The sequence below is a fragment of the Nocardia flavorosea genome (assembly GCF_015477805.1).
Taxonomy (GTDB): domain Bacteria; phylum Actinomycetota; class Actinomycetes; order Mycobacteriales; family Mycobacteriaceae; genus Nocardia; species Nocardia flavorosea_A.
This window is the reverse complement of the sequence record NZ_JADLQL010000010.1, coordinates 18,348-33,374: the sequence shown is the minus strand read 5'-3', so window position 1 is coordinate 33,374 and position 15,027 is coordinate 18,348. Positions and strand designations below refer to the sequence as shown.

1 protein-coding gene is annotated in these 15,027 nt (G+C 67.0%); it reads right to left on the bottom strand.

All coding sequences use genetic code 11. The features are described 5' to 3' along the window. On the bottom strand, positions 1-15,015 hold a 15,015-nt coding region (locus IU448_RS28550; protein WP_416383055.1), incomplete at its 3' end, for an amino acid adenylation domain-containing protein. Positions 15,016-15,027 lie beyond the last annotated feature (12 nt).

Sequence of the window (15,027 nt, the reverse complement as noted above, 5' to 3'; positions counted from 1 at the left end):
GAACTCCCCATACGAGTAACGAACACCATCGAACACCACCGCCGGCGCCGACGGATCCACCGCCACCGCCGCGGCCAGCAACTCCGGCAACGTCCGCGCCGCCACCGCCGGACCACCCGACCGCGACCCGAGCTCCACGCGTTCGGCGAGGCTGAGGAACTGCGCATCGCCGACCGGCTGCTCCGGTGCGTCGACCAAGTGGTCGACCACCCGCAGCAGTCGTGCGGCGAGGGCTTCGATCGCGGCCGCGTCGAATCGGCTGGTCAGGTATTTCAGCATGATCCGGACCGTGCCGTCGGCAGTCACCACCAGGGTCAGCGGGTAATGGCTGTTGTCGCGCGTATGCACACCGGTGATGGACATACCGTCGATATCGCCGGTGGCGGCGACGGCGGCGGCATCGGTGGGATAGGACTCGAAAACGAACAGACTGTCGAACTGCACCTGGGCACCGGCGGCCTGCTGGATTTCGTTCAATCCGAGGTAGTGATGCTCCAGCAGGGCGGCTTGTTCCCGCTGCAGGCCGGTGAGCAGATCGCTGGTGGTCGCCCGGTGGTCGACTCGCACCCGCACCGGCAGGGTGTTGATGAACAGGCCGACCATGGATTCGACCCCGGGAAGTTCGGCCGGCCGACCGGACACGGTCGCCCCGAACACCACATCGTCACGACCGGTGATCCAGCCGAGCAGCGTCCCCCAGGCGGCCTGGAGCAGGGTGTTCATCGTGATTCCGAGGTCGGCGGTGCGCGCAGCGAGTTGCCGGGTGCGTGCCGCGTCGATCTCGGCAACGAAGGTGCCCATCTCGTAGGTCTCGGCCGCTACCGGTTCGGGAGCCAGCAGCGCGGGCTCGGTGAACCCGCCCAGCGCGTCTCGCCACGCCTGGGCGGATGCCGCCCGGTCGCGGCCGGCCAGCCAGGACAGGAAGTTCCGGTAGGAGACCACCCGGGGCAGCGCGGACGTGTCGCCGCGCACCGCGTACAGCACCAGCAGTTCCTGCATGAGCAACGGCATGGACCAGCCGTCGAGCAGGATGTGGTGCGTGGTGAGCGCCAGCTGCCATTGGTCATCGGCCAACCGGACGAGATGGAATCGGATCAGCGGCGGGGCCGACATATCGAAATGATCGGCTTGGTCCGCGGCCAGCAGCCGGTCGAGCGCACCGGCCCGGTCCTGCTCCGGTAGATCTCGCAGGTCGATATCACGCCACGGCACCGGTACGGAATCGAGCACGATCTGGACCCATTGGCCGGCGGAATCGGCGACGAACGCCGTCCGCAGATTCGGGAACCGGCCGATCATGACTTCGGCGGCGCGACGCAACCGGTCCTGGTCCACGACGCCGGCCAGGGCGACCGATGCCTGCATCGTGTACACATCGTGCCCGTCCTGCACGAACTGGGCGTGGAACAGCAGCCCGGCCTGCAGCGGCGACAGCGGCCACACTTCCGTCAGCCCCGGGTAGCGGTCCTCCCACCGTTCGATATCGCCTTGGGAAACCCGGACCAGCGACATATCGGACGGGGTGAAACCGCCCGCGTCCGGCCGGCGGACATGGTCGGCCAGCGCCGTAAGCGCGGCCACCCACAGGTCGGCGAATTCCCGCGCCCGGGTCTCGGTGAGCAGTCCCCTGGGGTAGGCGAAGGACACGCTCAGCACCGGGCCGTCGGCGCCGGAGTTGACGATGGCGTTGATATCGAGCACCGCGTTGGCGGGCATATCGCGATCCGCGTCCGCATCCACCGGACCCAGATCCGCGGTCGGTAGCCAGCCCAGTTCCGCCATTTCGGCCGGGATCTCACCGGCGGAGACACGGCCCAGATAGTTGAAGCTGATCTGGCCAGGCACCCGTTCCGGCAAGGTACCGGCGGTTTCCGGGTTCAGGTACCGCAGCAGCCCGTACCCCAGCCCCTTGTCCGGAACCGCGAGCAGCTGTTCCTTCACCGATTTCACCAGCGCACCCATGGCCGGTCCACCCGCGAAGGCGTCGTCGAGATCGATACCCGGCAACTCCAGCCGCACCGGGTGTACGGCGGTGAACCATCCCGCGGTGCGGGACAGATCGGCACCGGGTACCACGGTCTCTTCGCGGCCGTGACCTTCGAGTTTGACCAGTACCGACGCCGACGGGTCGTCGCCGCGCAGCCGTACCGACGCCAACGCGAGCGCGGCCAGCAGGGCATCGTTGGGACCGCCGTGGTAGCGGGCGCCGGCGGTGGTCAGCACCGCCTCGGTGACCGCGGTGGGCAACGATATGTCGAACCGCTCGACGGTGGCGTTGGTGTCGATCGCCGGATCGAACGCCCTGGTGCCGAGCAGCGGATCGGGGGTGGCGGCGGTGTTGCGCCAATACGGCAGTTCGGCAACACGTTCCGGCTGGACCGCAGCCTCGGCCAATCCGTGTGACCAGCGGCGCAGCGAGGTACCTACCGGCGGCAGCGCCACCTGTTGCCCGGCCGCGAGCTGCGACCAGGCCAGCGCCAGATCCGGGATGACCATGCGCCACGACACCCCGTCGATCACGAAATGATGCGCCGCGAACAGCAGTACATCGCGTCGTTCACCGCGGAAGGCGAACCAGACGAACTGCGCCATCACCGCCGCGTCCGGATCCAGGCGGTCCAGCGCGGCATCGAGTTCGGCGGATGCCAGGCGGGTGAGTTCGGATTCGCCGATATCGTCGTCGAGCTCCACCCGGTGCACCAGTTCGCCGATATCGATCGCGCCGGGGGGCAGCACCTCGAACTCCGGTTCACCCGCCGCCGGCCGCAGCAGGCGGGAGCGCAGCGCGTCGTGATGGTCGAATACCGCGGACAGCGTCGCGATCAGGGTCTCACGATCGATATCGACCGGCAGCCGCAACATCATCGACTGGGTGAACCGCCGGTACGGCACACCACCGTGCAGGATCTGGGACATGACCGGCAGTACCGGCATGGTGCCGACCCCACCGCCGGGCAGTTCCGCCAGCCGCTGTTCGGCCGCAGCCCCGACCGCGGCGACCTCGGCGAGCCCGGCCACGGTCCGCCGCTCGAATACGTCGCGGGGGCTGAACACCACACCGCGGGCCTTGGCCCGGGAGACCAGCTGGATCGACAGAATACTGTCACCGCCGAGGGCGAAGAACGAATCGTCGACACCGATCCGCTCGACACCGAGCACATCGGCGAACACCTCGGCGATCACGGTTTCGGCCTCGCCCACCGGAGCGCGGTAGGTCTGTGCCGCCAGTACCGGTTCCGGTAGCGCCTTACGGTCCAGTTTGCCCACGGGGGTGAGTGGTATCTCGTCCAGCACCACGATCGCCGACGGGACCATATGCGCGGGCAATCCCGCGGAGACGAATTCGGTCACCGCGCCGGTGTCCACGCTGCGGCCCCGGGCCGCGAGCACATACGACACCAGAATCGTCGCGCCCGCGGCGGTCTCCCGGCCGAGGGTCACCGCGTAATCGATATCCGGATGCGCGGCCAGGGCGGTGTCGATCTCGCCCAGTTCGACCCGGAAACCCCGGATCTTCACCTGGAAGTCGGAGCGGCCGACGTAGTCCAGTTGCCAATGGGTGGTGGGCAGTGCCTCGTTACCGGCCCGCTCGCCGGGCGCCGCATACCACCGCACCACATCGCCGGTGCGATACATCCGCGCACCCTCGAAACTGAACGGGTTGGCCACGAAACGCTCAGCCGTCAGGCCGGGCCGGTTTCGGTAGCCGCGGGCCAGCGCCCCACCGGACAGATACAGCTCACCTGCCACACCCGGGGGGACCGGATTCAACCGCGAGTCCAGGACCAGCGCCGATATCCCGTGCACCGGATCACCGATGGTGACGTGCTCCCCGGGGAAGAGCCGCGCGTACGAGGAGATGATCGTGGTCTCGGTGGGACCGTAGCCGTTGAAATACTTGCGCCCCGGCTCCCATTTGGCCAGCAGTTCCGGTGTGGTCACATCACCGCCGACCGAGACGACCTCCAGCGCGTCCAAACCGGCCGGGTCCATGGTGCCCAGCACCGCCGGGGTGATGATCGTATGGGTCACTTCTTCGGCCCGCAGCAGTTCGGCCAGGTCCGGGCCGCCGATGATCTCCCCCGGCACCACTACCAGGGTCGCGCCGACGTAACCGCTGCACACCCATTCCAGTACCGACGGGTCGAAACTCGGCGAGCATATGTGCAGGAACCGGTGGTGGGACTGCAGTCGATACAGGTCCGCGGCTACATCGGCGAGTCCGCCGATACCCGCGTGCGTCACCACGACGCCCTTGGGGAGCCCGGTGGAACCGGAGGTGTAGATGACATAGGCGGGGTGCCACATCATCAGCGGCGCGGTCCGCTCGGCGTCGGTGATCCGGCCGTCCGGTTTCGCCGCCATCGCGGCACGGAAGTCCGGATCGTCCAGTCGGAGCCATTCCACTTCACCGGGTAGCCGGTCGATGTATTCGCTATCGGTCAATCCGAGCACAGCGCCGGAATCGGAGAGCATATGCGCGATCCGGTCCGCCGGATAGCCGGGATCCACCGGTAGATGCGCACCACCGGCTTTGGCGACCGCCCAGAATGTCAGCACCATATCGTAGGAACGCGGGAAAGACAGTGCCACAATGCTTTCCGGTCCGACGCCGCGGTCTGTCAGCACGCGGGCCAGACGTGAGGACGCCGAATCCAGTTCGCGATAGGTCACCGACCGGCCCCGGTACCGAACCGCCACACCGTCCGGATTCAGCTGGACACCGTGGTGCAGCATCTCGGGCAGCAGCCCGGTGGCCATCACCTCGTCACCGTGGATATTGCTGAGCACCCGATATTCGGAATCGTCGATGATCGGCAGATCACCGATCGGCGTACCGGGCGACCGGACCAGCGCGTCGAGCAGACGCAGGAACCGGCGCGCGAAGACGGCGACCGTTTCCTCGTCGAACAGATCGCGGGCGTAGGAGAATTCAGCTGCCATACCCGCACCGGTTTCGATAACCCGCAGGGACAGATCGAATTTCGCGGTATCGGCATCGAATTCGACCGCGGATACTCGCAGGCCGGGCAGTTCGAACGCGGCGGGCGGCAGATTCTCGAACGACAGCGCCACCTGGAACAGCGGATGCCGGGCCGTCGAACGTTCGACATCGACGAGTTCGACCAGCCGCTCGAACGGTACATCGGCATGCGCGAACGCCTGGAGGTCGGATTCCTTGGTCGCGGCGAGGAATTCGGCAAAACTCAGTTCGCCCCGTACATGCGACCGCAGCACCAGGGTGTTGACGAACATTCCGACCACATCGTCGAGTTCGGCTTCACCGCGACCCGCGATCGGAGTTCCGACGGCGACATCGTCGGTACCCGACAACCGCGCCAGCAACAGGGCAAGCGCCGCGTGCACGACCATGAACACCGTGGCGTTGTGTTCGGCGGCCAACCGGGTCACACCCTCGTGCAACCGGGTATCGATCCGGAAGGGCACAACGCCCCCGGCAAACGATTGCACGGTGGGCCGCGGACGGTCACCGGGCAGGTTCAGTTCGTCCGGCAATCCGGCCAGCGTCCGGCGCCAATACCGCACCTGCGCGCTGACCAGGCTCTCCGGATCGTCTTCCGAGCCGAGGACTTCGCGCTGCCAGATGCTGTAATCGGCGTACTGCACGGGTAGCGGCGCCCACTCGGGTACCGCGCCGGCGGCGCGGGCGGCGTAGGCGGCCATCACATCCCGGGTCAGCGGTCCGATCGACCAACCGTCCGCGCTGATGTGGTGCACCACGAATACGAGTACGTATTCCCCGTCGGCCGGGTGGAGCAGCGCTGCCCGCAGCGGGATTTCGGTCGTCACATCGAAGCCGGCCGTGACCACGTCGGTGATCCGGGCGCGCAACTCCGCGGCGGGTACCGGTTGCGGACCGAGGTCCTGTACGGCCTGTCCGACCGGTAGCACCACCTGGTACGGGCGCCCGTCACCGGCCGGATAGATGGTACGCAGGGTTTCGTGCCGGGAGATCACGTCGGTAACGGCCGCACGCAGCGCGTCCACATCGAGGTCGCCGGTCAGGCGGACAGCGACCGGCATGTTGTAGGCAGTTGACTCGGTATCGAACTGGTTGAGGAACCACATGCGCTGTTGCGCCAGCGACAACGGCACCCGCTCCGGACGCAGCTGTGGCGCCAGCACCGGCAGGCCGGCCCGGCCGGACGCGGTCTCCGCCGCCGCGGCCAGCGCCGATACGGTGGAGGCTTCGAACAGCATCCGCACCGGGACCTGAGCGTCCAGCGCGGCGCCGATCCGCGCCGCGACCTGGGTCGCGATCAGCGAGTTACCGCCCAGCGCGAAGAAATCGTCATCGGCGCCCACCCGTTCGACACCGAGGACGTCGGCGAACACACCGGCGACGATCTCCTCGATGGGCGTGGCGGGAGCACGGAAGGATCGAGCCTCGAAAGTGGGCGCCGGCAACGCTTTACGATCCAATTTGCCGGAGGTGTTCAGTGGGAAGGCATCGAGCGTGACCACCGCGGCCGGGACCATATAGGCGGGCAATACCGCACGCACGGCCGACAGCAGCTCGGTGGACTCCGCCTGAGCGCCCGGAGCCGGTACGACATACGCCACCAACTGCTCACCCAGCTGCGAGGCCGCGATCGTCACCACAGCCTGGCTGACCTGGGGTTGCGCCAGGAACGCCGATTCGATCTCACCGAGTTCGATGCGCTGACCACGGAACTTCACCTGGAAATCGGTACGGCCCAGATACTCCAGCACCGGCCGGATCCCGGCGCCGGTATCGGCCCGCATCCACCGCACCAGGTCACCGGTGCGGTACATCCGCCGGCCCGCATCGAACGGGCTCGCCACAAACCGATCCGCCGACAGATCCGGACGCGTCACATATCCACGCGCCAGCTGATCACCGGCCAGATACAACTCACCCGTCACCCCTTCGGGTACCGGGTTCAACCGCGAATCGAGTACATACACTCGCGAATTCCATTGCGGGACACCGATCGGGACACTTCCGGCCTCGGCACCGGTGGCCTGCCAATAAGTGATCGACACCGCCGCTTCGGTGGGGCCGTAGAGATTATGGATCGCGGCATCGGAGACGGCGCGCATCGCGGTGACCGTTTCCGGCGGTAGAGCTTCACCGATCACGAACACATGCCGCAAACTCGGCACCGACCCCGCCGCGGTATGGGCGGCGAACACCGTCAACATCGACGGTACGAAATCGGTCACCGTCACCCGCCGGTCGGCGATCACGCGCGCGAGATAGTCGGGGTCGCGATGACCGTCCGGGGTCGCCACCACCAGATGTGCGCCCGCGGCCAGCGGCAGGAAAAAGCCCCACAGCGAGACATCGAAGGTAGTGGCGGTCTTCTGCAGATAGACATCCGCGGAACCCATCGGATACTGCGCCAGCATCCACGCCACCTGGTTCGCGATCGCCGAATGCGGTACCGCCACACCTTTCGGGCGACCCGTCGAACCCGACGTGAAGATCACGTACGCCGTATTCGACGGCCGTACCGGGGCTATGCGCTCGGCATCGGTCACCGGCGCGGCAGCGAAACCGGACGTGTCGAGAACATCCGACGCCAGCACCGCAACACCTGCGAGTGTGCCCAACATCGCCCCGGCGCCGGCCTCCGCCGATGCCGCGCCGGGATCCGCTGCTGTCACGCCGACAGCCTGCGCAACCACGCCGTCACCGGCGAGCACCGAATCATCCGCTACGGGCTCGACACCGACAGCCCGAGCATCGGCGGTCGTGGACAACAAGCACACCGGTGCCGCCGTATCCAGGATGTAACCGATCCGCTCGGCCGGATGCGCCGGATCCAACGGCACATACGCACCACCCGCGGCGACCACCGCATACATACCCACGACCAGATCCAGCGACCGCGACATCAGCAGGCCGACCAGCGACTCGGGGCCCACACCCTGCGCGATCAGATACCGCGCCAGCCGGTTCACCCGGGCGGAGAACTCCCCGTAGGTCAGACTCGTCCCTTCGAACGAGACCGCCACTCGATCCGGGAAGGCAACCGCCGCACGCTCGAACCCGTCGAGCAGCAACCGCGGGACGAACGGGTAGCCCGTCGCGTTTCGCTGTTCGAGCACCTCGGTCCGCTCGACCGGCGCGAGGATCTCCAGATCCCCGACCGGCGTCGACGGATCCGCGACGATCGCGCCCAGCAACCGGACGAAACGCTCCGCGAATCTCTGCACCGTGGCCTGGTCGAACAGGTCCTTGGCATAGGTCAGGAAACCCGCGACACCCAGCGGCGCACCGGTTTCGTCATAGCCGTCGCCGACGATCAGGTTCAGGTCGAACTGGGAGATCTCGGTGTCGATACCGAGACCCGATACCGTCAGCCCGGGCAATTCCAGACTGGGCTGCGCCATATTCTGGAAGGTGAAGCCGACCTGGAACAGCGGATGTCGCGCCTGCGACCGCACCGGGTTCAGCACCTCGACGAGCCGCTCGAACGGCACATCCGCATTCGCGAACGCCTGAATATCCACCCGCCGCTGCCGCGCCAGCAGATCGGTGAACGCCTCCCCACGATCGACCTCGGTCCGGAACACCAAGGTGTTCACGAACATACCGATCAGATCGTCCAGGACCTGCTCGCCACGACCGGCTACGGGCGTACCGATAGTGATGTCGTCGCCACCGGACAAACGCGCCAGCAATACCGCGAAGGCGGTATGCGTCACCATGAACAGCGTGGCGCCCTGTTCCTGCGCCACACGCAAGAGGCCGGCATGGGTCTCGGCGTCGATATCGACGGCCACCCGGCCACCGGCGAACGACTGCACCGCCGGACGCGGCCGATCGGCCGGCAGGTCCAGCTGCTCCGGAATCCCGGCCAGCGCCGATTTCCAGTACCCGATCTGGCCGGCTGCCAGCGACTCCGGATCGGATTCGTCGCCGAGCAGCTCCCGCTGCCAGATGCTGTAGTCGGCGTACTGCACCGGCAACACCGCCCAGGCAGGCGCCTCGCCCATGGTGCGGGCCGCGTACGCGGTCATCAGATCCCGGGTCAGCGGGCCGACCGAGGAACCATCGGCCGCGATATGGTGCACGACCAGGGTCAGCACGAATTCGTCTCGGCGGCCCGCCGGGCCGTCCGCATCGGATCCATCGGTCGCGGGCACGTCACCCGGCGCGGCCTGCGCCACCACTCGGAACAGCGCCACCCGCAGCGGTACCTCGGCGGTCACATCGAAACCGGACGACGCCAACTCGCCCACCGCCGCGACAACGCCATCAGCCGGCACGGACCGCACCTCGAGCTGCGGCACCGCCTGATCCACCGGCAGGATCACCTGCACCGGACCGGATTCGGTCTCCGGATACACCGTCCGCAGCACCTCGTGCCGCCCGACGAGATCGGCAACCGCCGCCCGCAAAGCGTCCACATCCAGCGCACCGGACAACCGGATCGCCAGCGGAATGTTGTAAGCGACCGACTGCTGATCGAACCGGTTCAGGAACCACATCCGCTGCTGCGCCAACGACAACGGCACCGCATCCCGGACCTCGCCTGAATCCGTCACCCGGGTAGGCCGCGGCTGCGGCACCAACGCCGCCCGGCCACCCGAGCCGGCATGCTGCTCCACCCGGACCGCCAAACCGGCAACGGTGGAAGCCTCGAACACCGCCCGCACCGGCACCGTCGCATCCAACGCCTTGCTCAACCGGGCCGCGACCTGCGTCGCGATCAGCGAGTTACCACCCAAAGCGAAGAAATCATCATCCGCACCGACCCGGTCGGCACCCAGAACCTCAGCGAAGATATTCGCCACGATCTCTTCGATCGGCGTCGACGCCGCCCGGAACTCCGTCGCCTCGAAAACCGGCTCCGGCAAAGCCTTACGATCCAGCTTCCCGTTCACCGTCAACGGCAAAGCAACGAGTTCCACAAACGCCGCCGGAACCATGTACGACGGCAAACGCCGACCCAGCTCCACCTGAACCCGCGCGACATCCACACCGGCCCCGCGACCGACATCACCGGCGACAACAGCACCGGACTCATCGACCACACCGGCCGAAGCGCCGCCCCCGGCAACACCACCGGTTACCGATGCCCCAGCCACAGCGAACGCATCGGCAGCTACACCGCTATCTGCGGTGCCACTCGCACCGGCATCACCATCGATATCGGCAGTCGCGCCAACCACGGCACCGGCCTCGCCGCCGACACCGACACCAGCGGTCGCGCCGACGGCGGGAACCACATACGCGACCAACCGGTCACCCGTCCGCGGATCCGACTTCGCCACCACCACGGCCTGAGCAATCTCGGGCAACGCCAACAGAGCGGCTTCGATCTCACCCAACTCGATCCGGAAACCACGAACCTTCACCTGGAAATCGGTACGACCCCGATACTCCAACTCACCACCACGAGTCCAAGCAACAAGGTCACCCGTGCGATACATCCGCCCACCCACAGCAAACGGATCCGCAACAAACCGATCAGCACTCAAATCCGGACGACCGAAATACCCGAGCGCCAACTGCGCACCGGCCAGATACAACTCACCCGACACACCATCAGGCACCGGCCGCAAACGCGAATCCAGCACATACACCCGCGAATTCCACTGCGGAACACCGATCGGCACCGACACCCGATCCGCCCCGGTCACCCGATGAGTAGTGACCGACACCGCGGCCTCGGTCGGACCATACAAGTTGAACAACCCGATACCCGGGTGATCGGCCAGCACCCGCTGCGCCGTCACCGCCGGCAACGCCTCACCGATCGCCAACACCCGCCGCAACGACCCCGACACACCCACATCGGAATTCAGCAGGGCATCCAGCATCGACGGGACCACCGTCAACGTCGTCACCGCTTCACGAGTCATCAACCCGTTCAAATACGCCGGATCACGATGACCCTCCGGCGAAGCGATGACCATCCGGCCACCCGACACCGCAGCCGTCCAGAACTCCCACACCGACAAATCGAACGTCGCCGCCGTCTTCAACAGAACCGCATCCGACGCATCCAGCGCGAACTCACTGGCGACATACCGCAACTGGTTCACGATCGCCGCATGCGAAACCGCCACACCCTTCGGACGACCCGTCGAACCCGACGTGAAAATCACATACGCCGTATTCGACGCCCGCAACGGCGACACCCGCTCGACATCCGACACCGGCCCCGAATCGAACGACTCGAGACCCAACTCGTCGAGCACCAACACCGACACACCGTGCACACCGGAACCAGCCCCAGCCCTGACCCCCGAATCAGCTTCGTGACCGGCACCGAACCCGACACTGGCACCAGCCCCGGTCTCGCCACCATCACCAGCACCGACAGCCGAACCAGCCACCGCATCAATCCCAGCAGCAGCCTCAGCCCGGCCAGCGACGCACGAACCGGCTCCGGCTCCGGCTCCGGCTCCGGCTCCGGCTCCGGCTCCGGCTCCGGCTCCGGCTCCGGCTCCGAGGGCAGTTTCCGACAGTGCGAAACCGGTCTCGATATTCGTCAGCACACACACCGGAGCCGCAGTCCCCAGAATGTACCCACTGCGCTCAGCAGGCTGATCCGGATCAATCGGCACATACACACCACCGGCAACAGTCACCGCATACATCGCGACAACCAAATCCACCGACCGGCGCAACGCCAACCCGACCCGAACCTCCGGACCCACACCCTCCGCAATCAGCAACCGAGCCAAACGATTGACCCGAACACCCAACTCGGCATAAGTCACCTGCGAACCGTCCGCAGCGACCAGGGCCACGGCAGCGGGATCGGCCGCCACGGAAGCATCCAGCAGCGACACCAACGTCTGCGCCGAATCCAACTCCCGGATAGTCGAATTCCGCTCGGCCAGCACCGCACGCTCGGCGGGAGCCAGCAGCTCGAACTCACCGACCGCGGTCTCCGGCGCCGCCACGACCTCGCCCAGCAACCGCAGGAATCGGTCCACGAATCCCTGCGCGGTCGCCTGATCGAACAGTGCGGTGGCGTAGGTCAGGAAACCACCCAGCCCCAGGGGTGCACCCGACTCGTCGTATTCGTCGCCGATGATCAGATGCAGATCGAACTGCGACAGTTCGGTATCGAGCCCCACACCCGCAACCGTCAGCCCGGGTAGTTCCAGGTTCACCTGCCCCAGGTTCTGGAACGACATACCGACCTGGAACAGCGGATGCCGCGCGGTCGACCGGACCGGGTTGAGCACTTCGACCAACCGCTCGAACGGCACATCCGCATGCGCGAACGCCGCGATATCGACTTCCCGCTGCCGCGCCAGCAGATCCGTGAAGGATTCGCCCTGATCCAGCCGGGACCGGAACACCAGGGTGTTCACGAACATACCGATCAGATCGTCGAGGGCCTGCTCACCGCGGCCCGCGATCGGCGTACCGATCGCGATATCGTCACTACCGGACAGCCGGGACAGCAGCACCGCGAAAACGGTGTGGACAACCATGAACGGGGTCGCGTTCGCTGCCCGTGCCAGATCCAGCAGTGCCGCATGCGTGCGGGCGTCGATCTGCACCGCGATCCGGCCACCCGTGTAGGACTGCACCGCGGGGCGCGGCCGGTCCGCCGGCAGTTCCAGCTGGTCCGGTAGGCCCGCCAGCGCCGTCCGCCAGTATTCGATCTGCTTGTGCACCAGCGAGTGCGGATCGGATTCGTCGCCCAGTAGTTCGCGTTGCCACAGCGCGAAATCCGCGTACTGGACCGGCAGCGGCTGCCAGTCCGGTGCCGTGCCCGCGGAACGCGCGGCGTACGCGGTCATCAGGTCCCGGGTCAGCGGTGCCACCGAGGCGCCGTCGGCGGAGATGTGGTAGACCACCAGCGCCAGCACGTATTCGTCTGCCGCGCCGTCGATTTCGAACAGTTCGACCCGCAACGGCACTTCTTCGGTGACGTCGAAGGACCGCGACAGCATATCGATGAGCGCGGCCTCCACCGCGGCCGGCGCCACGGCCCGGGTCACCAGTTCGACCACCGACCGGCCGGGCGGCAGCACCACCTGCACCGGCCCCTCGTCGGTCTCCGGGTAGTAGGTCCGCAGCACCTCGTGGCGATCGACCAGATCGCCGACCGCCGCGCGCAGGGCGGCCACATTCAACTCGCCCGACAGCCGCACCGCGATCGGGATGCTGTAGGCGGCGGATTGTTCGTCGAACCGGTTCAGGAACCACATCCGCTGCTGCGCCAGCGACAGCGGCACCCGCTCCGGACGCGGGCGCGCGATGAGCGCTCGATGTTCGTCTCCGGTGCCGCCGAAGTCCGCCAGTTTCGCGGCGAGCTGGGCGACGGTCGATGCCTCGAAGAGGATCCGGGCGGGAATACGCGCATCCACCAGGGCACCCACCCGGGCCATCACCTGGGTCGCGATCAGCGAATTACCGCCGAGTTCGAAGAAGTCGTCGTCGGCGCCGACCGGGTCGGCGGGGTGCAGCAGTTCGGTGAACACGGCGGCGACCTGCTTCTCCAGCGCGGTCTCCGGCTCCCGGTAGGCGGTGGTGCGCAACTGCGGTTCGGGCAGCGCCTTGCGATCGAGCTTGCCGACCGGGGTCAGCGGGATCTCGTCCAGTACGGTGATGGTCGCCGGGACCATGTACGCGGGCAGCCGGCTCTCGGCCAGAGCGATCAGCTCATCGGTATCGACCGTGGCCCCCCGCACCGCATGCACGTAGGAGGCCAGTACGGTGGCGCCACTGGGCGGCTCGTATCCGATGGTGGCCGCGAAATCCACCGATTCGTGCTCGGACAGCACCGCGTCGATTTCGCCGAGTTCGATCCGGAAGCCACGGATCTTCACCTGGAAATCGTTGCGGCCCAGGTATTCCACCGAGCCTTCGGCAGTCCAGCGCGCCAGGTCGCCGGTGCGGTAGAGCCGGGAGCCGTTGTCGTCGAACGGGTTGGCCACGAACCGTTCGGCGGTCAGGCCCGCCCGGTTGTGGTAGCCGCGGGCCAGCTGGATACCGGCGATGTAGAGCTCACCGATAACGCCCGAGGGCAGGGGCCGCAACTGCTCATCGAGGATGTACTCGGTGACATTGCGCACCGGCGGGCCGATATCGACCGGCTCGTCCGGTTTCAGCGGTCCGCTGACGTTGGCGAGGATGGTGGTTTCGGTGGGTCCGTACCCGTTGAAGAATTTCCGCGGCTGCCCGTCCACCAGTGTCCCGGCCCACCGCCGCACCAGTTCCGGCGGGCAGGCCTCCCCGGCGACGACCACGACCCGGACGTCGTCCAAGCCGGCCGGATCGGTCGACGACAGGGCGGAGGGGGTGATGACGATATGGGTCACCCGGTCGCGCCGAACCAGGGCGGCCAGCTCCTCACCGCCGTACACGGTGGGCGGAACGACCACCATGGTCGCCGCGGCCCCGATCGTCATCAGCATTTCCAGGATCGAGACATCGAACGACGGCGTGATGATGTGCAGCACCTGAGCGGTGGAATCCACCAGGAATCGTTCGGTCTGTTCGGCGCAGAACCCGGCCAGCCCGGCCTGGGTGACCACCACACCCTTCGGCTTCCCGGTCGACCCCGACGTGTAGGTGATATAGGCCGGGTGTTCGGCGCGCAGCAGGCCCAGCCGTTCGTCGAACGACACCGGATCGGCCGGATACTCCGTGAGCAGGGTGGCGGTTTCCGGGCTGTCGACCGCCAGCCACTGCACCTCGTCCGGTAGGCCGGCCACCGAATCGGCCACCGTCAAACCGAAAACGGCACCGGAATCGGTGACCATATGGGTGATGCGGTCGATCGGGTAGTTGACGTCCACCGGGACGTATCCGGCGCCGGTCTTCGCCACCGCCCACACCGCCGCCACGGAATCGATCGACCGCGGGATACCGACCGCGACCAGACTCTCCGGACCGGCACCGTGCGCGATGAGCAGCCGGGCCAGCCGGTTGGAGCGTTCGTCCAATTCCGCGTAGGTGAGCTGACCGGACTCACCGTTCGCATACGCACCGCGCAGGGCGATACCGGTGGGGTTGGTTTCCACGGCCGCGGCCATGAGCTGGGGCAGGCCGGTGAAACG